This is a genomic window from Belnapia sp. (assembly GCF_059504005.1).
Window position 1 is genome coordinate 1 of sequence record NZ_JCACHU010000101.1, and the last position, 24,042, is coordinate 24,042.

Genomic DNA, 24,042 nt, shown 5'->3' on the forward strand with positions numbered 1-24,042 from the left:
AGTCAGCCCACGTCAGATTTGCGCGTTTCCCACACCCAAGTCGAACTGCGCTTTAACATAAGGCGCCTGCACAGGCGGGATGCGCGCGAAGGCTTCCCATGCAGTGAGCCTGCGCAGAAGGCCGAAGCGGCGGCGCGGCAGGCGCTGGGAGGGAAAGGCCATTCAGGACCAGGGCTCGGCGGGCCGTTCCATTGCTCGAAGGACAGAACCGTGCCGTTGCCCGATGGCGTCGAGCGCCGTGGCGTCGCGCGTTCCCGGCAGCGCGGCGTCGCGGGCCAGATCCGCGTGCCGACGCAGGCAGCGGCGCCGATCCATGGCGCGCTCCACGGCGCCGGCCTCGGCCAGGATTTCCAGCAAGCGGATCATCACCGAAGGCGTCCCCGCCCCGGCCTGCCGGAGCATGTGGAACATCGCATCGACCAACCCCGCATAGTCGGTTGCGCCGCGCGACAGGCGGAGCCTTCCATCGATCACCGTTGTGCCGGAAGGCAGGCTGCGCGATGCAAGCTCGCACAGCGCCGCACCTAGCCGGTCCAGGACGGCAATCGCCGTGAAGGGATCGTTAACGCCAGGCGACAGGGCGCGCAACCCGATCTCGACCAACTGGCGCACCACGAACTCCAGGTCCTGTTCCACGCTTCGGGAGTCCCTGAGCGTGAGAGCGCGGGCGAGTGCCCCCTGCGCTTCCTCTCGTGCCGCCGCGGGCACGACTTCGCCAATGATGCTGCCGGGAAAGACAAAGTCGCCGGGGCGCACGCGCAACATCACGCAGGCGTTGCGCTGCTTCGCCCACTCAGCGATGGCAGCGTCGTCGAGTACTCGCAGGTACCCTCCACCGGGTGTCAGCAGGGAAGCCCTCGGCCCCTCCGGCACGACCCGATCCTCGCCGCCCGGCAATGCCGCGCCATCCATGCCGGGCAGCCGAGCCAGGGCCTCGGACAGGTCGCCATGGACCAGTGCGATCACGCGATCGACGTTGATCGACAGCGCGACATGATGCAGGAACCAAATCAGGACACCGACGCAGGCAAAGGCAAGCAGCAGCGCGACGGAGACCGCGAGCTGCGGTACGAACGCACCTTCCTCGGCCTCGTGCACAGAGCGGAGCGCGACCAGGGCATAGGCGAAGGTGGCCAACAAGGCGCCGAGGGCATACTGGTTGCCAGGGTCGCGGGTGAAGTTGCGCAGCAGACGGGGCCCCATCTGGTTCGAGGCCAGGCTGAGGGCCGCGACGGTGATCGAGAAGGTCGTGCCAGCCACGCCGATCGTCGCAGAGGCCACTGCGCCGAGGACATCCCTCGCGCCGGCGGCGCCGCCGGCATAGACCCAGGCCTCGATCCAGGACGGTAGGCTCATGGCGCCCTCCGTGCGTACCAGTCCCTCGGACGCCATGATGGCGAGGGCCGTCATCGCGGTGGGCCTCACCCAGAAGGCGGCGAGAAGGTCGGCCCACCACTGGCGCAACCGCGCGGCCGTCACTGGGCCAATGCCTGCGCCGTTCGGCCCACCGGCATTGTCTTCACCGGATGACAGCGCTGCGCGAGCGCAGCCTCAATGGTCATCGCCCTCATTTCCGCATGCTGCATGAACCGGAACGGCATCGGTCGGCCGAAGTTCGCCGCGGCCCGCCCGTCACGCCTGCAGGCCGGAACGATTGGTACCCTGCAGGACGTCGATCTCGCCGCTGCCGGCCGCGGATGCCGGGATAACGCTGAGGCTGCCATCGGTTTCGAGCACCACCGCAGCAGCGTCCTCCGGACTTGCGAGGCCGGACGACCGGAGGACGGAGACCACCTCCTCCCGTGTCACACGCTGACTCCGCATGGAGCGATCGAGGAAACGGCCGCGATGCAGGAGCAGGGTGGGCTCCGACTTGACCAGGGCATCGAACCGGGCGGAGCGCACCGAAAGAAAGGCCACCACATACTGCAGTCCGGCCAGGAGCATAAAGGCAACCAGCCCTTCGGCCAGGGCAACCGATTGGTTCAGCAGCACGGTCGCCAGCGTGGACCCGAGCGCGACTGTCACAATCAGATCGAACGCGTTGAGCTTGGCAAGCGTGCGCTTGCCCGAGGCACGCAGCAGGGCGACCAGTGCAACATAGGCCAGCGTGCCGACGACGACGACACGCACGAGGGAAGTCCAGGAATCGAAGAACATAGTGCTGTCCTTTGCCGGGCAGCGAGCCCATTGCGCGGGCATACCTACCCAATGCGCGACGCCCACCGGAGATGCGAGGGCTCCTCCTTCCGCGAGCGGCTATCGCCATTTTTCGAGGCAGCTCATGCTCCGGCGGCAACGTTCTCCGGGAACGCCGGCCCCGGCGGGTCCAACCAGAAGAGGGCGGGCCAGGTCCCACTCCATGCCGCCAGGCCGCCCCTTGGCTTGGAACCTGGGCCTGCTCTGCGCCGCCTTGCCGGCTCCGGCGCTCGCGCTCGGGGCCTACCTCCTCTTCCGCATGGCGGAGGTCTAGCGGGCGCAGCACGAGGCCTTCGCCCGTGAGGCGACAGGGCGGATCGCCGTTACTCTTGATCGTCGCCTCACTGCGTACCAGGCGATGCTCGACGTCCTGGCGACTTCCGACTATCTGCGCAACGGAAACGTCGCCGCCTTTCGCCTGCGGGTTCGCGACGTGCCGCGGCCACCCGGCGCGGAGATCATCCTCTCTGAGGTCGACGGAACATCCGGCGCCGGCGCAACCGCTTACGCTCCCTCCGGCACTCCCTCGGCGGAGGCCGAGCGGCGGACCAGCGCAACCGAACGGCCCCAGGTGTCCGACCTGATCCCCGCCAAGGACGCCAACGGCCAGCCGTCCTTCGCGGTCATCGCGCCGGTGCGGGGAGTGGAACGCTCGGTCATCTACCTGCTTCGCCTTGTGGTTCCGGCGGCCATCCTCGGCGAACTGCTGCAGCGGGAGGAGGTGCTGGCCGCCATGACCGCCAGCATCGCCGACCGCCAGGGCCTCGTCGTCGCTCGCAACGCCAAGACAATGCGCTATCTGGGCCTGCGCCTGCCGGCCGCGACCTTGCAGGGCATGGAAGACCGCGACGAAGGCTGGTCCGCACCACCGCGGATGACGGGGCTCCGGTGGTTGCGGCCTTCAACCGCTCGGCCGTCGCAGGCTGGGCCGTGATCGTTTCCCTGCCTGAGGCCGCTTTCTCCGTGCCGCTGGAGCGCTCGCTCTGGATCATCACCGTGTCCGGCACGTTGCTGGCCGCCCTGGCCGTCGCGCTGGCGCTCGGCTTCGCGCGGCACATTGCGCGGCCGATCCAGGCTCTTGCCCAGTTCGCCGTATCGGGCGGGGCAGGCCAGCTCCTCGCCACGCCGGTGCGCGAGGTCAACGCGGTCGCCCATGTCCTGGCTGCCGCCGAGGCCGACCGCCGTCGTCGGACATCGGAGCGGGAGGCCTTGCTGGCGATGTTCGATCTGGCCCAGATACTTGTGCGGGAGCCAAGTGGCAGGATCAGGCTCTGGACCGCCGGGATGGAACGCCTGCTCGGCCGGAGCCGCCCCGAGGCGCCGGGTCAGGTGTCGCATGTCCTGCTGGCGACGGAGTTCCCCTGCCCTATGGCGGAGACCGAGGCAGAACTCCTTGCATCGGGCGAGTGGCGCGGCGAGCTGTGCCACAGGCGGGCGGATGGCGGTGCGGTGGTGGTCGCCAGTCATTGGGCGCTGCGGCGCTGAGCCGACGGCACGGCGCTCGCCGTGGTGGAGGCCTGCAACGACATCACCGCGCTGCGACAGGCAGAGACAGCGTTGCGCAGCAACCACGACCTGCTCTCGTCGGTGCTCGAGGGCAGCGCGGACCCCAACTTCGCCAAGGACTGCGAGGGCCGGCATGTGCTGCTCAACGCTCCGGCGGCGGCCCTCCTCGGCGTCTCCGCGCAACAGGCGGTCGGCCGCTGCGCTGCCGATTTGATGCCACCCGGGTTGGCCGAGGTGGCCGAGGCCGGCGATCAGACCGTCATCGCCTTGGGTGAGGTGCGCGTCTTCGAGAATGCGGTCGTGCTGCCGGAGGGCGGATCCCGCATCATGCTGATGACCAAGGCGCCCTGGCGGGATGCAGCCGGCGTCACGCTCGGCATCGTCGGCGTGTCCGCGACATCACCGTACGGCGGCAGGCCGAGGCCAGGCTGCGCGAGATCCAGGTGGACCTGTTCCGAGTGGCCCGCGCCAACGCGCTCGGGGCGATGGGCTCCGCCATCGCGCACGAGCTCGACCAGCCGTTGACGGCCGCGACCAATTTTGTGGAGGCCGCGGGACGCATGCTGTTGGGGCCGTCGGATAGGGCGAGGCTCCTTTCTGGTTGGGCTTTTTCTCCTGACGCCCTCGGTCATGTGCCCGTTCGGCGCCCGCGCCTTCGGCTGGCGCGGCGACCTTCCGCTCTCGGCCACGCCCGGCCTCGGCCTCCTGGTCACGGCCGCCTCATGGCTTGCCGATCTCCATAGCCAGGGCGGCAGCCTTGCAGCCGCGCCGGACACGCCCCCGCTCGCCGCCTCGGGCGAGGTGGCGCCGGGCGAATGGCCCGCTTACGGGCGGACCCAGTCCGGGCGGCGCTACTCGCCGCTTAGCCAGATCACGCCAGGCAATGTGGATCGGCTGCAAGTCGCTTGGCACTATCACACCGGCGACACGCGCGGCCGTTCAGGGGACCCGGTCGAGACGACCTTCGAGGTCACGCCGCTCAGGATCGGCAACCGCGTGTTCCTCTGCACGCCGCATCAGGACGTGGACGCGGTGGACGCGACCACCGGCGCGGTGCTGTGGCGCCACGACACCCACCTGCGCGACGATCTCGCACTGCAGCACATGACCTCCCGCGGCCTCGCCTATGCGGCGGATCTACGGGCCGGCGTGGGCTCGGCTCCGGATGCGGCGCGTCTTCAAGCCGCGCAGGCCGCGGTGCCGAACCTGCCCGTGGCGGCCGAGACAGCGGCAACCGCAGACTGCGCCGCGCGGCTCTTCCTACTGACCGCGGACGGGCGCCTGGTTGCGGTCGATCCTGGAAGCGGCGCGGTCTGCCGCAATTTTGGGGCCGGCACGGGGCAGGTGAACCTTTGGGTGAGCATGCCCAATGTCCCGCCGGGCGCCTATTATTCCACCTCGCCGCCCGTGGTGGCGGACGGACTCGTCGTGGTCGGCGGCAACCAGCCGCCGGACCAGTGGGGCGGCAACCGCAGCCCGAGCGTGGAGCGCTTTTCCTCCTCCGTCGTCGCGCTCCACCTCGGCACCGGAGAGGTGCGGTGGCGCTTCTAGACGGCTCATCACGACCTCTGGGACTACAACGTGCCGGCGCAGCCGAGCCTTCTCGACCTGACCATCGAAGGCGAGCGGGTCCCGGCGCTGGTGCAGCCCACCAAGCAGGGCGAGGTCTTTGTGCTGGGCCGCCGCGACGGCCGTCCGATTCTCCCGGTGCAGGAGGTGCCAGCGCCACAGGGCGCCGCGTCCGGCGACCACGCCGCGCCGATGCGGCCGGTCTCGGCCCTCTCCCTTGCTCCGCCTAGCCCCCTGACAGGCGCCGACATGTGGGACGCCACCATCCTCGACCAGCTGGCCTGCCGGATCATGTTCCACTGGCTGCGTTACGACGGTCGATTCACGCCGCCCTCGCTACAAGGGTCGCTGATCTACCCGGGCGATTTTGGCGTGTTCAACTGGGGCAGCGTCGCGCTGAACCCTGTGCGGCAGGCCGTCTTTGCCACGCCGGCCTACCTCGCCTTCGTCTCGCAACTTGTGCCTCGGGCCGATAACGAAGTCCTCTACGTCCAAGGAGGGGAGCCGCCAAAGGGCAGTTTGCCAGCCCTAAACGAAAATTTCGGCGTGCCCTATGCCGTCAAGCTCTTTGTATTCACCTCGCCGCTCGGCATTCCTTGCCAAGCGCCGCCCTGGAGCTTGGTCGCCGAGGCGAGCCTGACCACGGGCCGGATCGCCTAGATGACTCCAACGGCACCGTGCGCGACCTTTCGCCCGTGCCGCTGCCTTTCCGGATGGGGGTCCTTGATCTCTATGGGCCGGTAGTGACGGCGGGGGGCATCGCCTTCCTTTCCGGCACGCTGGACTACTACCTGCGTGCCTATGCGCTTGCTACGGGCTGCCAGCTCTGGGAAGGCCGGTCGCCGGCGGGTGGCCAAGCCAAGCCCATGACCTACACGGGAGCGGATGGCCGACAGTATGTCGTGGTGGTCGCCGGAGGTCACGACTCGCTTGGCACCGCGGCAGGCGCCTCCGTGATCGCCTACGCCTTGCCGAAAAGCTGAAACCGGCGCTGGCCAAACGGCCTCATCCGGTACAGCAAACGGCGAGGGCGGGCTCCCTTCGATGGCGGCTCCCCAAGGACCGCCGCGGGGCCATGAGTGCCGCCGCGGTCGGCATGCGTCCAACGGGCGGGTGAGCTGTCTGCCAGCGGAGGCGTTGCCCAGCGCGAGGCTTGCAGCCTCCCACCACTTGCGCCGGGACCGCGCCTCCGGCTTCGCAGCATCCCGCCAGCGCCCGGCCTCGACGCCGGGCCTGGCTTCGGCATTACTCGTCCCAGGGCGGCTGCGCCGCGAGTTGCGCCCGCTGCAGCCTGGTTGCGACCCGGTCGCCCTGGCGATGCACCTGGTCGAAGCACCGCGCCATGGCCTCCTCCAGCACCTCAAAGCAGAACTCCACCTCCATGGTGTTCGACACTCGCCAGGCCAGCAACTTGCGCGTTGCCCAGTTCATCACCGCAACCAGGTGCAGAAAGCCGCACAGCATTGGCAGGTAGGAAAAGACCCGTTGCTCGGGGTTCGGCACCATCGTTCGTGGACGATGATAGATTGGCGCTAGTCTCATTTCCGTCATCAGCAGCAGGATGCGCTTGCGGCCGACCACCTAGCCCTAGCGCCGCAGGTGCCGCGCCATTTGCCGCGAGCCATACCAGGGCGTCTCCAGAAACTGCCCGTCGATCATCTGCGTCAACTCGAGGTTCAGCGCCGTCTCGCCGGTAAGCCGGTGGTGGAACCCGACCGGCTAATCGAGACCAGCTCACACTGCCGCACCACCGACAGCTGCAGGTGCTCCGGCTCGATCATCTGGCGCCGCCGCTCCAGGCTCATCGACCGGACACTTTCGCCAAAAAATCCCGTTCCACCAGTGCTGGCCGATCTTGGCGTGCAGCTTCTCGACATCCGCCTCCGACGCCTTGGCGCTCTCTTGCGCCGCCGACTTGCCGGGAGAACACCGCCGTAAGCCCCTCCATGGCTTGCCGCGTCCATTCACCCACTATCGTCTGGTGACTGCCATGTTTGACCGCTAGCTGCGCCGTCGGCAGCTCACCCCGCAGCGCCTCCAGCGCCACCTTTGCCTCGAAATCCACCGTGTACCGCGTGCGCTTGCCCGTCATCCGGGTTCCAGCAATGCTCTGCGACCAGACAAATTTAACCACCTGTCCGAAATCCGGGGAACACCTCACTGTCCAGGCAGAATCTGGTCACCTGTGAGCCGCCCTGCCATCTCGCCGCAGACGCGAGATCCAGGGTTAATATATAGCCGAATTTATTCGGCCGGCTGCGGGGTCATGCCGCGCGCATGGCCTATCGAGCGCAGACGCGACAGCGCGAGGTAGATCGCCGGAGTGGTGTAGAGGGTGAAGAGCTGGCTAAAAACCAGCCCGCCGACGATGGCCGCGCCGAGCGGCTGCCGCACCTCCGACCCCGTCCCGCCCTCGAGCAGCAGCGGGACGCCTCCGAGAAGCGCGGCAGCCGTCGTCATCAGGATCGGCCGGAAGCGCAGCAGGCAGGCCTCGCGGATCGCCTGCTCGGGCGGCTTGCCCTCGCCGCGCTCGGCGGCGACTGCGAAGTCCACCATCATGATGCCGTTCTTCTTCACGATGCCGATTAGCAGGATCACACCGATCATGCCGATGATGTCGAAGCCGTAGCCGCCGGCCCAGAGCGCCAGCAGCGCCCCAAAGCCGGCCGAGGGCAGCGTCGAGAGGATCGTCAACGGGTGGATGAAGCTCTCATAGAGGATACCGAGCACGATATAGACCACCGCCAGCGCCGCCAGGATCAGCAGCGGCACGCTGGAGAGCGAGGCCTGGAATGCCTGGGCATTGCCCTGGAAGCCACCGATCAGCGAGCCCGGCGCACCGATCCCGCGCATTGCGCCCTGGACCGCCTCCACCGCCCCGCTGAGCGGCACGCCGGGCGCGAGGTTGAAGCTGATGGTGACCGAGGGGTACATCGCCTGGTGATTCACCGCGAGCGGCTTGGTCGGCGCCGTGGTCCACCGCGCGAAGGAGGACATCGGCACTTGCTGCCCGGAGAGCGGCGAGCGGACGAAGAGCTGCTGCAGGACCGCAGGGTCGCGCTGCATCTCCGGCAGCATCTCAAGCACTACATGGTAGGCGTTGACCTCGGTGAAGTACTGCGCCACCTGGCGCTGGCCGAAGGCGTCGTAGAGCGTTGCGTTGATCTGCTGCGGCGTGATGCCGTAGCGGCCTGCGGCGTCGCGGTCGATCTCGACCGTAAGCGTGGTCCCACCCGACTGCTGGTCGGTGGCAATGTCGCGGAGCTGCGGCAAGGCGCGCATGGCGGCCTCCACGCGCGGCGCCCACTGCGCCAGTTCCGCTGCATCCGCGTCTTGCAGGGTGAACTGGTACTGGGTGCTGGTTAGCCGCCCGCCGACATTTATGTCCTGCACCGCCTGCAGGTAGAGCATCGCGCCGGGCACCTGCGCGAGCTTCGGTCGGAGCCGGTCGATGATCTCGAAGGCCGAGGCCTCGCGCTCGTCCCGGGGCTTGAGCGAGAGGAAGATCCGCCCCTGGTTCTCGGTCAGGCCCGCCGCCGCGCCGAGCGACATGCCGACCGTCGCCACGTCCGGATCCTGCGCCGCGATTCCGGCCAGCGTGAGGGAGACCGCCCGCATCCCGTCGAAGGAGGTGTCCGGCGAGGCCTGGATCGTGCCGAGTACCAGCCCGGTGTCCTGCTGCGGGAAGAAGCCTTTCGGTATCTGGACGAAGACAAGGCCCGTGGCGACCAGGGTGGCCAGGAAGGCGAGCAGGGTCAGCCGGTGGTAGCGCAGGGTGATGTCGAGCGTCCGCCGGTAACCCTCCTGCAGTGCCTCGAAGCCGCGTTCCGAGGCGCGGTAGAGGCGCCCATGCGCCTCGGCGCGCTCCGGCCGCAGGATCCGCGACGCCATCATGGGGGCGAGGGTGAGCGAGACGAGAACCGAGACCAGGATGGTTGCGGAGACGGTCACCGCGAACTCGCGGAACAGCCGCCCGACCAGCCCCGGCATGAGGAAGAGCGGGATGAAGACCGCAACCAACGAGATGCTGATGGAGACGATGGTGAAGCCGACCTCGCCCGCGCCGCGCAGCGCCGCCGCGCGCGGTTCGAGGCCGGCCGCCGCATGCCGCTCGATATTCTCGAGCACCACGATGGCGTCGTCCACCACGAAGCCGACCGCGATCGAGAGCGCCATCAGCGACAGGTTGTCGAGGCTGTAGCCGAGGACGTACATGACGGCGAGGGTGGCGACGAGGGCGAGGGGCACGCTCGCCGCCGGGATGGCGGTGGCGCGGAGGTTGCGGAGGAAGACGAAGATCACCCCGACCACCAGTCCGACCGTGAGCGCCAGGGTGAACCGCACATCGGCGACGGCGGCGCGGATGGTCTGGGTCCGGTCGCTCAGCACCCGCACCTCGACCGTCGGCGGGATGGCGGCGCGCAGCGCGGGCAGCGCCGCCATCACCCGCTCCACCGTCCGGATGGCGTTCGCCCCCGGCACGCGGGTGATGGTGAGCAGGATCGCCGGCCTGCCGAAGGCATAGGCGGCGAGGCGGGCATTCTCGGCCGCGTCCACTGCCCGGCCGAGATCGCGCACCCGCACCGGCGCGCCGTCGCGGTAGGCGATGATCGCGTTCTCCCACCCTGCCGCGGCGAGGAGCTGGCTGTTGTCGTAGATGACGAAGGCGCGTCCCTGCCGTTCGATCGAGCCCTGCGGCGCGTCGGTGGTCAGGCCCGCGATCGCGGTCCGCACATCCTCGAGCGAGATCCCGAGCGAGGCGAGCTTCGCCGTGTCCAGCTGGATGCGCACCGCGCGCTTCTGCTGCCCGCCGATGCCGACCTGGGCGACGCCCTGGAGCTGGCCGATATGCTGGGCGAGGATGGTCTCGGCATACTCGTCGACCTGCGTCAGCGGCAGCAGCTCCGACTGGACCGCGAGCACGAGGAGCGGTGCGTCGGCCGGGTTCACCTTGCGGAACTGCGGCGGCGAGGGAAGGTCGGAGGGAAGCTGGCCGGCGGCCTGGTTGATCGCCGCCTGGATGTCGAGCGCGGCGCCGTCGATGTCGCGCGAAAGGTCGAACTGCACCGTCACCGCGCTCGAGCCCAGGATGCTCGTGGAGGTCATCTGCGTCACGCCCGGAATCTGCCCGAACTGGCGCTCGAGCGGGGCGGTGACCGAGCTGGCGACCGTCTCCGGGCTGGCGCCGGGGAGCTGGGTCGTGACCTGGATGGTCGGGAAATCCACCTCTGGCAGCGGCGCCACCGGCAGCAGCGGGTAGGCCGCAGCGCCCATCAGCAGCAGCGCCGCCATGAGCAGGATGGTCGCGACCGGCCGCGCGACGAAGGGCGCCGACAGGTTCACGGCCGCGCCGCCTGGCCGCCCGCCTGCACCGCGGTGGACGGATCAGCCGGCGCCTCCTCGATCCTCGCGCCCGGCGTCAGGCGGAACTGGCCGGAGACGACGACCCTGGTGCCCGGCGCGGGCCCGCCATCGAGCACGGCAAGGCCGCCGCTGAACCGCCGCACCGTGACCCTTTGCACGGCAACCGTCTGGTCCGCGCCGACCACGTAGAGCCAGCTGCCCTCGGGGCCGCGCTGGATGGCGGCGGAGGGCACGGCGGGCACGCCCCGCTCGGTCCGCAGCCGCAGCGAGACATCGACGAACTGCCCGGGCCAGAGCGCGCCATCCGTGTTCGGCAGGGTCGCCTTGAGCCGCAGCTGGCCGGTCGCCGGGTCGATGCGGTTGTCGATCAGCGTGAGGCTCCCCTCGCCGAGGGGGCGCGAGCCCTGGCGTTCGACTGCCGTCACGGTGAGCGGCCCGGCCTGCATAGCGGCGCGGATCTTACCCAGCGCCTCGGCCGGCAGGGCGAAGACCAGCGAGATCGGCTGCACCTGGGTGACGACGACGATGCCGGTCGCATCGGCCGCGCGCAGCAGGTTGCCCTGATCGATCAGGCGGATGCCGGTGATGCCGTCCATGGGCGATGTGATGGTGGCGTAGCCGAGCTGCGTCGCGGCGTAGTCGATCGCGCCCTGGTCCGCCCTGATCTGCGCCTCGAGCTGCGCGACCGCGGCCTGCTGCGTCGCCACCTGCTGGCGGGAGGCGAAGTCGCCCACGCCCTCGTAGCGCTGCAGGTTCAGCTTGGCGTTCTGCAGATGCGCCTCGTCCTCGGCCTTCTTCGCCTGCGCCTGGTCGAGCGTGGCCTGGTAGGGGCGCGGGTCGATCTGCGCGAGCACCTGACCGGCCTTCACCGCCTGGCCTTCGGCGAAGGCGATCCGCTGGAGGATGCCATCCACCTGCGCCCGGATGGTGACCTCGTTATAGGCCTGCACGGTGCCGATGCCGTCCATCGCGACCGACACGTCGGTGGTCCGTACTTCGGCCGTCCGCACCGGCACCGGCGCAGGCTGCGCGGCGGCGGACAGTACGTCACCGGCCAGCAGGAGCGCGGCCGCCGCGGGGAGCGCACCACGGCGCGCCCATCGGTGCTCGGAGCCGTCCGCAACCATCGCACCCCCTACCCGCAGCGCCTGGCCGGCAGTCTGGGCAGGTCCGGCGCGCTGCGCCTTCCTGGGAGGCCTGCGCTTTGCGGTTTCGCTCGGTGCTCGGGCCAGGCGCATCGAGGCGTCCGTGGCCGATGCCGCGGCCTCCGTTCGATCGGGCAAAGGGCGCGACATCGGGAAAAGACGCGCGCACCGGCCCGGCTGCCATACAGGGGCGGGATATCCAGGCTTCGGAGGCTGCGATGCGCATGGCGGGCGGAACCGGGCGGCTTCGGGCGGTCCATCTCCTTCTCCTCGGGGCGCTGGCCGCCACCGGCTGCGAGTCGCCCCGGCAGCGGGCCGAGACCGAGGAGGCGAGGCTCGCGGCGGCCGGCTTCGTGGTCCGGCCGGCGAACACGCCGCAGCGCCAGGCGATGCTGGCCCGGCTGCCGCCGAACAGGCTCGTGCAGCGGACGCGCGGCGACGTGGTGACCTATGCCTATGCGGATCCCTCCGGCTGCAACTGCCTCTATGTCGGCTCGCAGCAGGCCTATGACCGGTTCCAGCGCGATGCGCTGCGAGCAAGGATCGCCGACCAGCGCGAGGCCACGGCGGAGCTCTACTCCGACGCGGCATGGGACTGGAACGCCTGGGGCCCATGGGACGGGCCCTTCTTCGGACCGGGCCTGGGTTGGTGACGCCGCCGGGCCGGGAGCCATCTTGCAGGAGATGCCAAGGCCATGAGACTGCCCGGATCTGCCTGGGCCTTCGCCCTCGGTACGGCGGCCGCCCTGCCCGGCCCGGCTCTCGGGCAATCGACCCGCACTATTGCCTGCCCCAGCCTGGAACTCGCTTCCCAGCTCCTGCAGAAGAGCTCCGCCGCGCCGCCGGAGGGATGCAGGACATTCGTGCTTCGCCGCGACGACACTACCAGCAAGGATATCTGCGTCGTGGACCTCGCCCCGGTGGACCAGGGAGTGCTGGGCGATGTCCTGGACTCGGCCGTGCATACGCGCTGGTGGCTGGCCTGTGCGAGCCTGGCCGCGCCCTGATGTCCTGCCCCTGAAGGTCCTGGGCATTGCCATGGCCGTAGGGGACAAGCAGGCCGCTGAGAAAACTGGCGTGCGGCGCCGGAAGCCTGGGGCCATGGCCCAGGCGATGATGGTTGCGCGGCCCGGTTCTCCCGTGGCTGCGATGGGAGGGAGAGTATCATGCGTCATTCCATCGTGCTCGCGGCGCTGGGTGGCCTGGCCGTCGCGCTGGCCTCCGGCCCGGCGAATTCCACCTCGGCACGGGGCGCCAACCACCGCGGGCAGCACGAAGCCTCCACGACAGAGCAGCTGAATGCCGAGAGCCTCCAGCGCGCACGCCAGGGCCAGGATTCACCGACGCCGGGCCCTGACACCACGCGCAACCTGAACCGCATCAGCGAGCAGGACGCGAAGCGCGGTCAGCCGGTGCCGCAACCCCCGATGCCCTTCCGCTGATCCATGAGGCGCGGGCGAAGAGGCCCCGAGGGCGCCATTCCCTCGGGCCCGCCCAGGAGTGAGAGCCATGCCTCAAGCACGCGTTGCCGGTGAAGCCTCCGGGCCCGACCGGCGGCGCGGGGGCTGAGGCCGTGATGGCTCCGCTTGCGGCGGGCGCGGTGCCGCTCCCGCACCGGATCGGCCATGTGGCGGCCCTGGCCGGTTACGGGCTGCGCCTTTGGGCCGCGGTCTGCCTCGCATTGCTTGCTGCGTTTTGGCTGCAGATGGAGGAGCCGTCCTGGGCCGGCACGACGGCCGCCGCCGTCTGCCAGCCGGCGGTTGGTGCGGCGCTGCGCAAGGGGTGGTTCCGCATCCTCGGCACGCTGGCCGGAGCCTGGATGGCCCTCGCGCTCGCAGCCGCCTTCGCCGACAGCCGAGAGGGCTTTCTCCTCGGCCTGGCCCTCTGGGGCGCCGCCTGCGGCTTCGCTTCGGTGGTCCTGCCTAACTTCGCCTCCTACGGCGCTGCCCTGGCCGGCCTCACCACCGCGGTGATCGCGGCGGACCTGCTCGGCGCGGTGGGCGGCGTCGGGCATGGCGCCTTCAATCTGGCGACGGCCCGGGCAAGCGAGATCGGCATCGGCGTCGCCGCCACAGCGCTCGTCCTTGGCGCGACCGGGGCGGCGCAGTCCCGCCGCAGGCTCGCCGATACGCTGGCCGGCCTGGCAGCGGAGATCGGACGCGGCGCGCAGCGAGCACTCGCCATCGAGGGGCCCGAGCCGGCGGAGACGCGCGCGGCGCGGCGGGAGCTGCTGCGCCGCCTGGTGGGCGTCGGCCCCGTGCTCGACGAGGCGCGCGGCGAGATCTCGGGGCTCCGCTTCGATGCCGCTATCCTGCGCAGGGCGGCCGGGGGACTCTTCCAGGCGCTGTCGGCCTGGCGAAGCCTCGCCGCGGAGCTCGGGCGCGTGCCCGCCGGCGCGGCGGAGGCCGCGGGGCTGCTGCGCCTCCTGCCATCCGATCTGGGCGCCGTCATCCGCCTGGGGGGCAGCGCCACGCCGCCGGAGCTGCAGCGCGCCAGGGCCGCCTGCGCCGATGCGGCGCGGCGCCTGCTCGCCCTGCCGGCGCAGACGCCGTCGCTCCGGCTGGTGGCGGACCAGGCCGCGCTCGGCCTGCTCGGCCTCCGCCGGGCGCTCGGTGGCGCGCTCTTCATCACCGGAGCGGACGGCGCGGCCGGGCGGGGGCGTGCGAGGCGGGCCCCGCGCGAGCCCCTCCCCGACCTGCTGCCGGCCGCGGTCGCCGCGCTGCGCGCCTTCGCCACCATCGGCTTGGCCGAGCTGCTGTGGCTGGCCACGGGCTGGCCGAACGGGGCGATCTGCATCGCATTCGCCGCCGTCGCGGTCCTGATCTTCGCACCCGCCGGGGACCTCGCCATCGGCTTCGCGCGGCACTTCGCCCTGGGAACCGCCGCCGCGGCGGTGCTGGCCGGGGTGATCGCCTTCCTGCTGCTGCCGCAGCTTTCGGGACCGGAGGGCCTCTGCGGGGCGCTCGCGCTTGTCCTCATCCCCGCCGGGGCGCTCTCCATCCAGGGATGGATGCCAAGGGTCTTCCTCGGCGTCACCGGCAATTTCGTGCCGCTGCTCGGGCCGGCGAACCCGATGACCTATGATCCTGCCGCCTTCTTCAACACCGCCGCCGCGCTGCTTGCCGGGCTGGGCCTCGCCATGCTCGGCACCCATCTGGTGCCGCACCCCTCCCCCGGCCTCCGGGCGCGCCGCCTGCTGGCGCTCACCCTACGCGACCTGCGCCGGCTCGCCGCCGGCGCCCTGGCGCCCTCCCACGCTGCCTGGGAGGCTCGTGTCCAGGCTCGGCTCGTCGCCATGCCGAACACCGCCGAGCCGGTGCAATATGCCCGGCTCGCCGCGGCGCTCGCGGTGGGCCACTGCGTCATCGCGCTGCGCGGCGCCGGGCGGCGCATACCCGACCCCGGCGCGGCCGAGGCCATGCTGGGTGCTCTCGCGGCCGGCGACGCGGCCGGCGCGGCGCGATGGCTGGCCGAACTCGACCGCATCCTGGCCGGGCAATCGGGCGCGGCGCATGCGCCGCAGGATCAGGCGCCCGGCTTGCTGGAGGAGCGGCACAGGCTCCGCACCCGGGCCGCGATCCTGGTTGCCGCGGCGGCGCTCGACCGCCATGTCGCCTATTTTGGAGCGCCAGAACGGCCATGAGGTTCGCCGAGGTCAACCTCTTCGGCGTCTATGTCGCGCCGGTCGCGCCGCTGATGCTGGCGGCCTGGCTTCTTGCCACCGTCTTCAGGTGGTGGGCGGAGCGCCATGACCTGTTGCGGCATGTCTGGCATCCGGCGCTGGTGGTGATGGCGGTCTACGTCCTTTTCCTCTCTGCCCTCGTGCTGCTCGCCGCCGGGGCCGGCGCCTGATGCCGGGCTCCGGCGCAGCCCGGTCCGGCAGCCAGGGCGATGCCGTCGCATCCGCCGGCGCCATCGCTGGCCCGGCCATGGCCTGGCCGCGGCTGCGCGCGGCGGTGCTGACCTTGGGCATCGTCGCGGCCGCCGCGGCGCTCGGCTGGGCAGCCTGGGACGCCTACATGGCGACGCCCTGGACGCGCGACGGCACGGTCCGCGCCTATGTCATCGCAGTCACGCCACAGGTCGGAGGCCGCATCGTCGCGCTGCCCGCTGCCGACGACCAGCCCGTGCGCAAGGGCGATCCCGTCCTGGCCATCGATCAGACCGACTACGTCATCGCCGTCCAGCAGGCGGAGGCCGCGGTGGACCTGGCGCGGGCCGAGGCGGAGAACGCGACGCGCGAGGCGCAGCGCCGCGCCGCGCTGAGCGACCTCGAGGTCTCGGCGGAGCAGCGCCAGACCTTCGCCAGCACGGCGGCCGCGAAGCAGGCGGCCTTGCGGCAGGCGGAGGCGGTGCTCGCCCAGGCGCGGGTGAATCTCGAACGCACGACAATCCGTTCCCCGGTGAACGGCCGGATGACCAACCTGCTCGTCCAGGTCGGCGATTATGCGACCGCCGGCCAGGCGGCGATCTCGCTCGTTGACACGGATTCCTTCTGGATCGAGGGCTATTTCGAGGAGACCAGCCTCGACGCGATTGCGATCGGCGACCCGGCCACGGCGCGGCCGATGGGCAGCCGCGCCCTGCTGCGCGGCCGCGTCGAGGGCATTGCGCGCGGCATCGCGGTGGCGAATGCGCAACTGGGCCAGGGCGGCCTCGCCAGCGTCAACCCGACCTTCGCCTGGGTGCGGCTGGCGCAACGGATCCCGGTGCGGATCCGGATCGAGCAGGTGCCGGAAGGCGTCCGCCTCGTCGCCGGGCGCACCGTCAGCGTCCAGATCGAGCCGCGTGCCCCTTGACGATGGGGCATGGCGCCTGCGGCGAGGCCGGCCTGCGAAGCTGGTTCGCTCCGGAGCGGGGCCATCGTCTGATTGGAATTGGCTCGCGCTACGGGTGGAGCCAGGGATTGTCCTCGTCCGGCTTCAGCTCCCGCCCATGCCTCTCCAGCGTGTAGAGCCGCAGCCGATGGCCGTCCGGATCCTCGACCACCATGACCCAGGCCTGGATCGCGGTGAGGATCGGGGCGTGCGGGATGCCGGCAGCATCGAGAAACCGGCTCCAGCGCTCGAGCATCGCCCGGTCCTTGACCGCCAGGGTGAACGGGTCGAAGCAACGCTGCCTCTCTGCCTGCTCCGGATCGAGGCGCAGCTCCAGCAGCGCCGCCAGGCCGGGCACCTCGAGAATATACGCGTACAGCGCCCCATCAGCCTCCTTGCGGTGGTCGGCCTCGGGCAGCCGCCGCGCGCCGAGCAACCGCTCGTAGAAGTCCAGCGATCGGCCGAGATCCGAGACCGGCAGCTTCAGGTGATGCACGCCCTGGATCTCGGGGCGGGCTTCGCTCGGGCTCATGGCACCGGTCCTTCGATCGAAGATCGTCGCGGATCGAGGCGCTCATGCCTCAAGTCGATCGAGCCTTCCTGCATGCGGCGCTCAGATGGCGGCCGCCCCGTGCGGCGAGGCCCGGGCGGTGCCGGAGGCTGCGACGCGCCGTCAACGCCCCGGCTCACGACGTGCCGGAGGGGACGGACCTTCAAGTGGCGCGCCGGGAGAACACCTCGTCAGGTCGCGGTAAAGCCGGTCCACCTCCTCCGCATCCCGCCGCGCCTGCGCCGTCGACGGCGCGGTGCCGGCCTCGGCTTCCCGCGACTGCACGGTGTCGCGCGGCGCCTCATGCTCCCGCCAATTCCAGATCGGCCCGGCATCGTCCCGGGCACGGGGTTCCGTTGCATCGGCAGTCCCGAGGACCGCGACCAAACCGGCAGCGAGCAAGGCGAGCCTATGGGGCGCGATCCGGGTGAAGCGCGCCGGGCGACATGGCGCCGCAGGGAGGTTGCCGCTGTCGCAATCCCGTACAGGCCGCCCCGCGCCACTGCCACCGGAGGCGTGGCTGGCGGATCGCGGCATCGGACCGGCTGGCCCGACCAGCAATGGCGGCGAAGGCATATCGATCCTTGCCATATCGGGTACTCCGTCACCCGTCGCCTTCTCGGACTCAGCGGCGACAGGTCCCGACGATGATGGCGCCCCGTCCGCGCCGGGGATTCCCGCCTTGCACAGGCAATTCCAGAAATGCTCACAGCGATCCGGCCCGCAGGCCCTTGAGCGCGGCGGCTCCCCGCATGCCATCGTCAGGGCGCTGAGGCCATATCGGCCTGGAGGTTGCCGCTTGCCGGTCCGCCATGCGTGCTACCGGGGCGTCGCCGCGACGAGGCTGCGGCAGTACCGGGCATGCCGGCGTGCCGCCCCGGGCGCCTCGCCAGCCTCGGCAAGCCGTTCGAGGCCGTAGGCCCGGACCGATTCGAGCAGCCGCCAGCGCCCGCCTGGCCCGGCCTCTTCGCGCACCACGAGGGACTTCGCTACCAGGTTGGCCAGGCCCTCGGCGATGTCGGATGACGGCGCGTCCCCAACCCGCCCGACGGCGGCTGCCGCCTCAAGGGTGAAGCTGCCGGTGAGGACCGCCAGCATGCGCAGCAGCCGGCGCTCCGCCTCGGGCAGCAGGTCGTAGCTTGAGTCGAGGACGGCCCGCAACGTGCGGTGCCGCGGCAGCGCCGTCCGATGGCCGCCGGTCAGCAGGGCGAAGCGCTCGTCCAGGCGCGCATGGACGGTTTCCACTCCAAGGGCTGCCGCGCGCGCCGCCGCGAGCTCGAGGGCGAGCGGTATGCCGTCCAGGCGCCGGCAGATTGTCGCAACCGCCCCAAGTTGCCCGTCATTGGGGTGGAAGTGCGACCGGAGTGCCCGCGCCCGCGCCACGAAGAGCTGCACCGCGCTGTGCCGCAGGAGGTCATCGGGCGCGCCAACCCCGATGGGCGGCACCTCGAGCGGTGGCACCTGGTACCCTCGCTCTCCCTTCCTCCGGAGCAACTCGCGGCTGGCAACGAGGAGGGTGACACGCGAGCAGACCGACATCACCGCATCGGCCAGGGCGGCCACGGCGGCCACGACAGGCTCGCAACCGTCGAGGAGCAGCAGGATCTCCCGGTCGCCGATCGCCTGTGCGACCGCCGCGGCCGTGATCTCGGCTCCGCCGAGGCCGAGGCCCAGCGTGGCCGAGACGGCCGACGGGACCAGCCGTGCATCGGCCAATGGAGCGAGTTCGACGAGCCAGGCTCCACCGGCGAAGGCCGGCGCGGCCGCCCGCGCGACCTCGATGGCCAGCCGCGTCTTGCCGATGCCGCCGATGCCGGTCAGCGTGACCAGGCGGTGGGACGACACCAGGTCGCAGGCCAGATGCAGCGCGGCGGCCCGGCCTATGAGCGGGCTTTCCGGCCAGGGAAGGTTCGTCGGGGGCCAGGCCGATGCGGGCGGCCGCCGGGTGGGCGGCAGAACGGCGCCATCCAGGCGACGCCTCCACGTCCCGAGCAGGCGGTAACCGCGCCCATGCTCCGTCTTGACCAGCTGCCGGTCGGATGTGAGAGCCTTGCGCAGGGCGGCGATGTGGACCTGGAGCGTATTCTCGTCGGCCTCGGCCCCCGGCCACACGCGTTGCAGGAGCTCGTCCTTCGTGACGAGGTCACCGGCCGACCCGACCAGGACCTCCAGGATGGCGAATGCGCGGCCGCCGAGCGGGACGGCGGCACCAAGCGCACGCAGCTCGCGCCGATCAAGGTCGATGTCCCAAGGACCGAACGCAAACACCCCGTCCGCCAAGGCCGCGATCCCGCTCCGGGCCGCGCCAGCCTGCTATGGCGCCAGGGTGCGGCGCAACGAAATATGAGTTCCGCCCCGAAATCTCATACTCGGTGCGCGCTGCGGCCCGCCCAGGGCAGCAAGCCAGACGATGCGCCGGTCAGGCGCGCGCGGGCCAGCCGGCCCGACCCGCCAGCCCCGAGGAACCATCCACCAGCCTCGTCGCCCTGGGGTGGTCATCGCAATCCCGGACCGCGGGCAAATCCTCCTGCGACCGCGCCCAGCCTGCCTTCAGCGAGATCGGCCGGTGCTGGCCGGCCGGATCGTCCCCCGTGCCGACGGGCCCGCCGATCTCGCCGAGCAGGCGTTCGGCCGCGCGCAGGTCGACGGTGTCGAAGCCTTCCGTGAACCGCCCGTAGACCGAGACGAGCAGCGCCTGGGCATCCCGGACTAGGCCTTGGCGCGACCAGAGGCTGGCCAGGCTCATCGCAGTCCGCAGCTCCCATGCGAGCGCGCCCTGCGAGGCCGCAAGCCGCAGCGAGCGGAGCAGCACGGCCTCGGCCTCGTCCGGTGTTGCCTGCGCCATGCGGGCGAGGATCTCACCCTTGAGGCGGAGGAGTTCGGGCATCGCGGTCAGGTCGGCCATGCGCTCGCCCGCCCCGATCGTCTCCTCCACCGTGGCCAGGGCCTCATCGAGGCGATTCAGCGACGCAAGCCCCTCCGTGATGGCGAGGGCGAATATCGCCTCGGTCATGGCGTAGCGCTCGCGGCGCAGCGCCTGGAGCGATCGGCAAAGGGCAGCAACGCCCTCCTCGGCCCGGCCCAGTCGGACGGCCAGCTCGCCCCGCAGGCCCAGGCCGGTGGCGAGATACACTTCCAACATATGGCGCTCGGCGTGCCCTACCAGGGCGTCGATCCGCCGCTCCGCGGTGCCGTAATCGCCCCTCCACAGGGAGACGCTCGAGGCCCATAGCAGGGCGATGCACAAGGCGTGAGGATAGCCGAGTTCAGTGGCCTCCTCGATCGCCTGGGCAGCGGCTTGGGAGGCTTGGTCCGCATGGCCCCGGAGCCAGAGCGTGCGGGCCAGCGCGATCCGGGCCTGGTGCTGGATGCCGAAGGCGGGATGGAAGGAGATGCCGCTCCGCCGCCCGCGTGAAGCCGCCAGCGCCGCGGCCAGGCGCATTTGGGCCTCGTCCTGGCGCCCCATCCTGTGGCAGCAGGCACCGACGGCGTGCTGCGCCGCCGCGGAGGCCAGCGGATCGCCGAGGGCGGCGGCGGCTGCCTCGGTCCGCTTCGCATAGGCCAGCGCCATCCGCTGGTCGCCGTGACGCAGGTAAAGCATGGCGAGCCAGCCGAGGATCTCGACCTGGTGCTCCTGCCGCCCAAGCGCCTCCGCGATCTCGAGGCTGCGCGTGAAGGCGGCGCAGGCCGGCTCGCCGTTGTGCCTGGCGAACATCAGGCACTGCCCGAGCCAGGCCTGCAACTCCATCTCGCGCTCCGTACCGGATGCCGCCTCTCCGAGCGCGCCTATCGCCCGTTCGGTCCACTGGCGGCATTCGCCGAGCAGCGACAGCCGCATGAATAGCGGGGCCGCGGCAGTGGCGAGCGCGACGCCGGTCTCGACATCGGCACCCTGCCCGAAGCTCCACTCCAGCGCCGCCCGGACATCGCCGAGGTGGTCGCGGTCCCGCGCCACGATCTCCGCATGCGATGGCTCGGATGCCGTGCCGGCACCCAGCCGGGCCAGGAGGCTGCGGAAATAGCCCGCGTGGCGCGCCGCGACCCGGGCATCCTCGCCGGCGGCGAAGAGCTTCCCGCGGGCATAGGCGCGCGTGGTGTCGAGCAGCCGGTAGCGCGTCACCGGCCCGGACGCGTCGGCCGAGACGAGGGATTTGGCGACCAGCCCGGCGACCGCGTCGAGAACATCCTCGCCGTCGAGCCCCTCCCCCGACGCGACCACCCGCGCCGCCTCCAGGCTGAAGGCGCCCTGAAGAACCGCGAGCCGGCGCAGCGCGACGCGCTCCTCCTCCGCAAGCAGGTTATGGCTCCAGTCGAGCGCGGCCGCGAGCGTCTGGTGGCGCGCCACGGCCGTGCGCCGGCCGCGCCAGAGCAGGTGGAGCTGCCCGTCGAGCAGCCGGGCGGTCTCCTGGACGCCATAGGCCCCGACGCGGCCCGCGGCCAGCTCGATCGCCAGCGCCACCCCGTCGAGGCTGCGGCACAGCGCGGCGACGGCCGGCGCGTCGGCGTCGCCCAGCACGAAATCGGGTTCCCCGGCGGCCACGCGTTCGACGAAGAGCTGCACGGCGGGGTAGCGCAGCGCCTCCGCGGCCGACAATCCGGCCTGCTCGGGCGGGGCCTCGAGCGGCGCCAGGCGATGGACGCGCTCGCCGACGGCCCGCAGCGCCTCGCGGCTCGTGGCCAGGATGTGGACAAACGGCGTCTCGGCATGGATTCGCTCGGCCAGGGCCGCGGCGGCATCGGCCAGGTGCTCGCAGCCATCGAGGATCAGCAGCGCCCGCCGATCCCGCAGGAAGGCCGTGATGCCGGCGACCGGGTCGGGCGCCCATACCAGGAGCCCGAGCGTCGAGGCGACCGCGGCGGGGACGTGGGAGGAATCGGCCACCGCCCCGAGGTCCACGAAGAGGACGGTGCCCTCGAAACGGTCGACCAGCGCGTGCCCTACCGCGACGGCAAGGGTCGTCTTGCCCATCCCGCCGGGGCCGACGATCGTGACGAGCCGGTCGGATGCGAGCAGCGCCACGAGGGCATCGAGAGCGCCGTCACGGCCCACCATGCGTGCAGGGCTCGGCGGCAGGTTGTGCGATCGGGGCTGGGGGGTGTCCACCACCGGCTGCGGCCGATCTGCGCGCGAAACCGGTGCGACGAAGCGGTAGCCGCGCCCCGGCAGGGTCTCGACATAGCGCTCCCCCGACCTGCCGTCGCCGAGCGCCTTCCGCAGCATCGCCATGTGGAAGCGCAAGCTGCCCTCGTCGACCGTGACATCGGGCCAGACCTGCTCGATCAGCTCCTTTTTCCCGATATACCGCTCCGGGGCCCCGGCCAGGGCGACCAGCAGGTCGAAGGCGCGGCCGCCCAACGGCACCGCGCGGCCGTCCCTCTCCAGCAGCCTTTGCCGCGGGCGCAGTCGGAAGGGCCCGAATGCTATCGCGTCCTCGGCCTGAGATCGGCCCTGGTCGTCCATGCGTCAGCCCTCATGGATGCCGCGCCCGCTTCCTGTCCAACGGGGGGCCATGCCGATGATGCTACAGATTTCCAGTCCAGCCTTCTGAAGTATCCTGAAGGCAAAAGCAGCCTACCAGTCACAGCCGGAAACGCTCTTTGCGGCCTGTTGAAATCAGTGGCCGCAGCCGTCAAGGATCGCGGCGCGCCCTCTAGAAACGCCAACGGTCCCGCCCACGGCCGTTCGTCAATGCGCGAGGGCTGCACTGGCAGCAAGCCGTACCGCGGCATGTTTTGCTTTGATTTCGATTTGCGGCATCGCTCCTTAGGTTTCTCGATTTTATGCCTGTTGCGATCATCGCTCCACCTGCAGCTGCTTGCCCTCTATCGCCTGCTGCAGGCGTGACAAGACAGGCCACCGGGCGGCGCCCGCACGCTTGAGGGTCGCCGCTCCGCCGCGGCCGAAGGCGCTTTTTCCCGGCCAGCGGGCCCCTCAGTGGCGGTAGAGGCGGGCGAGGCGCCAGCGGGCCGGTGTGCTGCCCGTCAGCCGCTTGAACACCGTCGAGAAATGCGCCTGCGTCTGGAAGCCCACTGCGAGGGCGACCTCGACAATCGGGGTGTTCGCCTCCACCAGCAACTCCTTAGCGCGGTCGATACGCTGCTCGGTGACATATTCATGCGGCTGGAATCCGGTCGCCGCCCGGAACTGCGCGGCGAAGTAGGAGCGCGACAGCCCCGCCGCATTGGCGAGATCGGCGAGGCAGATCGAGTCGCCCAGATACCGCTGGACGTGCTCCTGCACGCGCCGCAGCCGCCACTTCGGAAGGGCGGAGACGGGCGGCTGCTGCGCGTTGAGCGCCGCGATGCGCAGCAGGATCGTGCGCGCGACGCTCTCCGCATAGGCTGGGTCGCCCGCGCAGGCGTCCTCGGTCAACGTTCGGGCGAGTTGGCCGGCGAGCGGGTCGCGCTGCACGATCCCGTCAAGCTCGGCCGCTTCGCTGGCGCATCCGGCCCCCTCGCGGCCCCGCAGGCAGCTTTCCGCTATATAGAGGTGGACGAAGTCGCAGGGCGCCTGAAACTCGGCCTCGACCACTCGGGAGGGACCAGTGAGGTGCACCGTCCCCGAAGCCATGACCCCGTCGAAGATCTCGCGCCGGTTGGAGGTGAGGCGGACACGCGTCCGGCGCAGGGCGACGCTCAGGACATGCCGGCCGGCAGGCGCCTGGGCTTCGGCGCGACGGCGGCCGGAGGCCCCGTCGATCCAGCGGGATGCGATGACGGCGGCCCCGTCGCGGGCGTTGGGACCCAAGGCCGCGACCTGCCGCCAAGTCGTCTCGAGCGGAAGCCCGGCTTCGGCCGGTCCGGGCCAAGGCCGGTTGGGGAACAGGCTTGAGGCGAGGGCGGGCGCTGCGGAACTGGGCGCGCCGGCGACGTCCAAGTACGACATGATCTG

At 70.9% G+C, this 24,042-nt stretch carries 19 protein-coding genes and 2 pseudogenes; 12 read left to right on the top strand and 9 right to left on the bottom strand.

Annotated features, from left to right (window positions below; genetic code table 11):
* Window positions 1-162: 162 nt before the first annotated feature.
* Window positions 163-1,479, bottom strand: a complete 1,317-nt coding sequence (locus AC5JJ1_RS14380; RefSeq protein ID WP_495785791.1) for a DUF2254 domain-containing protein — start codon at window positions 1,477-1,479, stop codon at window positions 163-165.
* Between the two features lie 153 nt (window positions 1,480-1,632).
* Window positions 1,633-2,160 (bottom strand): DUF421 domain-containing protein, encoded by a 528-nt coding sequence (locus tag AC5JJ1_RS14385; protein ID WP_495785792.1) that lies wholly within the window; start codon window positions 2,158-2,160, stop codon window positions 1,633-1,635.
* A 397-nt stretch (window positions 2,161-2,557) separates the two neighbouring features.
* On the opposite strand from AC5JJ1_RS14385, the gene AC5JJ1_RS14390 reads away from it, so the two are divergent.
* The 5 genes and pseudogenes from AC5JJ1_RS14390 to AC5JJ1_RS14410 all read left to right on the top strand — a co-directional run bounded on the left by AC5JJ1_RS14390 (window position 2,558) and on the right by AC5JJ1_RS14410 (window position 6,257).
* Window positions 2,558-3,133, top strand: a complete 576-nt coding sequence (locus tag AC5JJ1_RS14390) for a hypothetical protein (RefSeq protein ID WP_495785793.1) — start codon at window positions 2,558-2,560, stop codon at window positions 3,131-3,133.
* Complete coding sequence (locus AC5JJ1_RS14395; RefSeq protein ID WP_495785794.1) at window positions 3,130-3,684, top strand: hypothetical protein; 555 nt, start codon at window positions 3,130-3,132, stop codon at window positions 3,682-3,684. Before AC5JJ1_RS14390 ends, AC5JJ1_RS14395 begins: the two co-directional genes overlap by 4 nt.
* A gap of 21 nt (window positions 3,685-3,705) precedes the next feature.
* Window positions 3,706-4,230: a PAS domain-containing protein gene (locus AC5JJ1_RS14400; protein WP_495785795.1), complete on the top strand. Its 525-nt coding sequence runs from the start codon at window positions 3,706-3,708 to the stop codon at window positions 4,228-4,230.
* A gap of 105 nt (window positions 4,231-4,335) precedes the next feature.
* Window positions 4,336-5,934: pseudogene (locus AC5JJ1_RS14405) on the top strand (outer membrane protein assembly factor BamB family protein).
* Between the two features lie 17 nt (window positions 5,935-5,951).
* Entirely contained in the window at window positions 5,952-6,257 is a 306-nt protein-coding gene (locus AC5JJ1_RS14410; RefSeq protein ID WP_495785796.1) for a hypothetical protein, read from the top strand.
* A gap of 352 nt (window positions 6,258-6,609) precedes the next feature.
* Here AC5JJ1_RS14410 and AC5JJ1_RS14415 read toward each other — a convergent pair.
* The 3 genes and pseudogenes from AC5JJ1_RS14415 to AC5JJ1_RS14425 form a co-directional block, all read right to left on the bottom strand.
* A pseudogene (locus tag AC5JJ1_RS14415) lies at window positions 6,610-7,366 on the bottom strand (IS3 family transposase); the annotation flags it as partial.
* A gap of 152 nt (window positions 7,367-7,518) precedes the next feature.
* On the bottom strand, window positions 7,519-10,617 hold the full coding sequence (locus AC5JJ1_RS14420; protein WP_495785797.1) for an efflux RND transporter permease subunit: 3,099 nt from the start codon (window positions 10,615-10,617) through the stop codon (window positions 7,519-7,521).
* Window positions 10,614-11,765 (bottom strand): efflux RND transporter periplasmic adaptor subunit, encoded by a 1,152-nt coding sequence (locus tag AC5JJ1_RS14425; protein ID WP_495785798.1) that lies wholly within the window; start codon window positions 11,763-11,765, stop codon window positions 10,614-10,616. The genes AC5JJ1_RS14420 and AC5JJ1_RS14425 overlap by 4 nt, the downstream gene beginning before the upstream one ends.
* 242 nt (window positions 11,766-12,007) lie before the next feature.
* Here AC5JJ1_RS14425 and AC5JJ1_RS14430 point away from each other — a divergent pair, with 242 nt between their 5' ends.
* The 6 genes from AC5JJ1_RS14430 to AC5JJ1_RS14455 all read left to right on the top strand — a co-directional run bounded on the left by AC5JJ1_RS14430 (window position 12,008) and on the right by AC5JJ1_RS14455 (window position 16,582).
* Window positions 12,008-12,436, top strand: a complete 429-nt coding sequence (locus AC5JJ1_RS14430) for a hypothetical protein (protein WP_495785799.1) — start codon at window positions 12,008-12,010, stop codon at window positions 12,434-12,436.
* Window positions 12,437-12,478: 42 nt separating this feature from the next.
* Window positions 12,479-12,790 carry a hypothetical protein gene (locus AC5JJ1_RS14435; RefSeq protein ID WP_495785800.1) on the top strand — a complete coding sequence of 104 codons (312 nt, stop codon included), beginning with the start codon at window positions 12,479-12,481 and terminating at the stop codon, window positions 12,788-12,790.
* A gap of 159 nt (window positions 12,791-12,949) precedes the next feature.
* Complete coding sequence (locus AC5JJ1_RS14440) at window positions 12,950-13,225, top strand: hypothetical protein (protein WP_495785801.1); 276 nt, start codon at window positions 12,950-12,952, stop codon at window positions 13,223-13,225.
* Window positions 13,226-13,359: 134 nt separating this feature from the next.
* Window positions 13,360-15,426, top strand: a complete 2,067-nt coding sequence (locus tag AC5JJ1_RS14445; RefSeq protein WP_495785802.1) for an FUSC family protein — start codon at window positions 13,360-13,362, stop codon at window positions 15,424-15,426.
* Window positions 15,423-15,635 (top strand): DUF1656 domain-containing protein, encoded by a 213-nt coding sequence (locus AC5JJ1_RS14450; protein ID WP_495785803.1) that lies wholly within the window; start codon window positions 15,423-15,425, stop codon window positions 15,633-15,635. The genes AC5JJ1_RS14445 and AC5JJ1_RS14450 overlap by 4 nt, the downstream gene beginning before the upstream one ends.
* The gene (locus AC5JJ1_RS14455; RefSeq protein WP_495785804.1) at window positions 15,635-16,582 is read left to right on the top strand and encodes an efflux RND transporter periplasmic adaptor subunit; all 948 of its coding nucleotides are present in this window, start codon (window positions 15,635-15,637) and stop codon (window positions 16,580-16,582) included. Before AC5JJ1_RS14450 ends, AC5JJ1_RS14455 begins: the two co-directional genes overlap by 1 nt.
* A gap of 88 nt (window positions 16,583-16,670) precedes the next feature.
* Here the strand turns inward: AC5JJ1_RS14455 and AC5JJ1_RS14460 are convergent, their stop codons facing one another.
* The 3 genes from AC5JJ1_RS14460 to AC5JJ1_RS14470 form a co-directional block, all read right to left on the bottom strand.
* Window positions 16,671-17,132 carry a VOC family protein gene (locus AC5JJ1_RS14460; protein ID WP_495785805.1) on the bottom strand — a complete coding sequence of 154 codons (462 nt, stop codon included), beginning with the start codon at window positions 17,130-17,132 and terminating at the stop codon, window positions 16,671-16,673.
* Between the two features lie 837 nt (window positions 17,133-17,969).
* Window positions 17,970-19,430, bottom strand: coding sequence for an ATP-binding protein (locus tag AC5JJ1_RS14465; RefSeq protein ID WP_495785806.1), 1,461 nt, complete (start codon window positions 19,428-19,430; stop codon window positions 17,970-17,972).
* Window positions 19,431-19,569: 139 nt separating this feature from the next.
* Window positions 19,570-22,611 carry an ATP-binding protein gene (locus tag AC5JJ1_RS14470; RefSeq protein ID WP_495785807.1) on the bottom strand — a complete coding sequence of 1,014 codons (3,042 nt, stop codon included), beginning with the start codon at window positions 22,609-22,611 and terminating at the stop codon, window positions 19,570-19,572.
* A 12-nt stretch (window positions 22,612-22,623) separates the two neighbouring features.
* Between AC5JJ1_RS14470 and AC5JJ1_RS14475 the strand changes: the two genes are divergently transcribed.
* Window positions 22,624-22,995 carry a hypothetical protein gene (locus AC5JJ1_RS14475; protein WP_495785808.1) on the top strand — a complete coding sequence of 124 codons (372 nt, stop codon included), beginning with the start codon at window positions 22,624-22,626 and terminating at the stop codon, window positions 22,993-22,995.
* A gap of 87 nt (window positions 22,996-23,082) precedes the next feature.
* On the opposite strand, the gene AC5JJ1_RS14480 is transcribed toward AC5JJ1_RS14475, so the two are convergent.
* On the bottom strand, window positions 23,083-24,036 hold the full coding sequence (locus AC5JJ1_RS14480; protein WP_495785809.1) for a helix-turn-helix transcriptional regulator: 954 nt from the start codon (window positions 24,034-24,036) through the stop codon (window positions 23,083-23,085).
* Window positions 24,037-24,042: the final 6 nt, after the last annotated feature.

Bases quoted from the DNA above. Each gene is read 5' to 3' on its own strand.
- AC5JJ1_RS14425 (WP_495785798.1), bottom strand. From the start codon at position 11,765: ATGGTTGCGGACGGCTCCGAGCACCGATGGGCGCGCCGTGGTGCGCTC.
- AC5JJ1_RS14450 (WP_495785803.1), top strand. From the start codon at position 15,423: ATGAGGTTCGCCGAGGTCAACCTCTTCGGCGTCTATGTCGCGCCGGTC.
- AC5JJ1_RS14480 (WP_495785809.1), bottom strand. From the start codon at position 24,036: ATGTCGTACTTGGACGTCGCCGGCGCGCCCAGTTCCGCAGCGCCCGCC.
- AC5JJ1_RS14470 (WP_495785807.1), bottom strand. From the start codon at position 22,611: ATGGACGACCAGGGCCGATCTCAGGCCGAGGACGCGATAGCATTCGGG.
- AC5JJ1_RS14460 (WP_495785805.1), bottom strand. From the start codon at position 17,132: ATGAGCCCGAGCGAAGCCCGCCCCGAGATCCAGGGCGTGCATCACCTG.
- AC5JJ1_RS14430 (WP_495785799.1), top strand. From the start codon at position 12,008: ATGGCGGGCGGAACCGGGCGGCTTCGGGCGGTCCATCTCCTTCTCCTC.
- AC5JJ1_RS14445 (WP_495785802.1), top strand. From the start codon at position 13,360: ATGGCTCCGCTTGCGGCGGGCGCGGTGCCGCTCCCGCACCGGATCGGC.
- AC5JJ1_RS14390 (WP_495785793.1), top strand. From the start codon at position 2,558: ATGCTCGACGTCCTGGCGACTTCCGACTATCTGCGCAACGGAAACGTC.
- AC5JJ1_RS14435 (WP_495785800.1), top strand. From the start codon at position 12,479: ATGAGACTGCCCGGATCTGCCTGGGCCTTCGCCCTCGGTACGGCGGCC.
- AC5JJ1_RS14440 (WP_495785801.1), top strand. From the start codon at position 12,950: ATGCGTCATTCCATCGTGCTCGCGGCGCTGGGTGGCCTGGCCGTCGCG.
- AC5JJ1_RS14475 (WP_495785808.1), top strand. From the start codon at position 22,624: ATGGATGCCGCGCCCGCTTCCTGTCCAACGGGGGGCCATGCCGATGAT.
- AC5JJ1_RS14385 (WP_495785792.1), bottom strand. From the start codon at position 2,160: ATGTTCTTCGATTCCTGGACTTCCCTCGTGCGTGTCGTCGTCGTCGGC.
- AC5JJ1_RS14455 (WP_495785804.1), top strand. From the start codon at position 15,635: ATGCCGGGCTCCGGCGCAGCCCGGTCCGGCAGCCAGGGCGATGCCGTC.